The following is a 994-nucleotide window of genomic DNA, read 5'->3' as shown; positions in this document are numbered from 1 at the left end:
CCTCACCCCCGGCCCCTCTCCCTCAAGGGAGAGGGGAGAAAACGCCTCACCGCAGGCGTTCGACCTGCTCGAACCAGAGTTGTCGTTTGAGGTCCCGCCGCACCCGGCCGGCGACGTCCTCCAGGGTCAGTTCGCCCGGCTCCGCGACGCCGAGGACCGTGACGAGGTGCGTGCCGACCGCGCTCCGCACCGGGTCGCTGACGGCGCCCGGCTTCACCCCGCCCGGCTCCCCCGCTTGCGCCAGGTCGAACGCGGCGGCGGTCACCTCCGGCGGGGCCTTGCCGTCGCCGGGCCGCAGGGCGCCGATCACCCCGCCGCGCTGTGCCGTGGGCGCCTGCGAGTACCGGGCGGCGGCCTGGGCGAAGGTCAGTTCGCCGGCTTCGATCTTCCGCTTCGCCTGGGCCAGTTCGGCGGTCGCGTCGCCGGGTTGGAAGATGTGGGCGACCGTGAGGGCGGTGTCGTCGTACCGCAGCCGGTTCGCCTCGAAGTAGTCCCGCAGGGCGTCCGGGGTGATGAGGCGTTGCGCCTGCTTCTCCCAGGCCAGCGGCAGGGCGGCCTCGGCCCGCACGTCCTCGGCGGTGACGCCCAACGCCTCCAGCGCCGCGGTCTGCGTCGCTTCGTCCTCGCCGAACCGTTCCAGCAGGGCGGCGGTCTGGGTCTCCAGCTCCTCCGCGTCCGGCCGGGCCCGCCGACCGGCGAGGAACCGCCGCATGCGGGCCCGGTCTTTCAACGTCTCCACGGCGTCGTCCCACGCCGCGGCCCGTTGCACCTCCGGCACGCGGCGGAGTTCCAGCAACAGGTTCACCCGGCCGCGGGTGATCGATTCGCCGGCGGCCTCGGCCACCACCTCGCCCGGCGGCCCCTCCGGACCGGCGGCGAGCAGCAGGACAGAGAGCAGAGCGACGGACATCGGAACGGCGATCGGAAGATTCGTAGGGTCCGCTGTGCGGACCGGTCAGGGGCGGCGTCCGCGACAGGGGCGCGGTCCGCACAG

The 994-nt window shown here is 74.1% G+C and carries 1 protein-coding gene; it reads right to left on the bottom strand.

Going from position 1 to position 994, the window contains the following annotated elements; translation table 11 throughout:
- Positions 1-46: 46 nt before the first annotated feature.
- Positions 47-910 carry a peptidylprolyl isomerase gene (locus ACG2DA_RS22850; RefSeq protein WP_395259015.1) on the bottom strand — a complete coding sequence of 288 codons (864 nt, stop codon included), beginning with the start codon at positions 908-910 and terminating at the stop codon, positions 47-49.
- Between the last annotated feature and the right edge of the window lie 84 nt (positions 911-994).

The organism is Alienimonas sp. DA493 (assembly GCF_043951915.1).
Lineage (GTDB): Bacteria > Planctomycetota > Planctomycetia > Planctomycetales > Planctomycetaceae > Alienimonas.
Note: the sequence above shows the minus strand (reverse complement) of the source record. Positions and strands in the feature narration are given on the sequence as shown.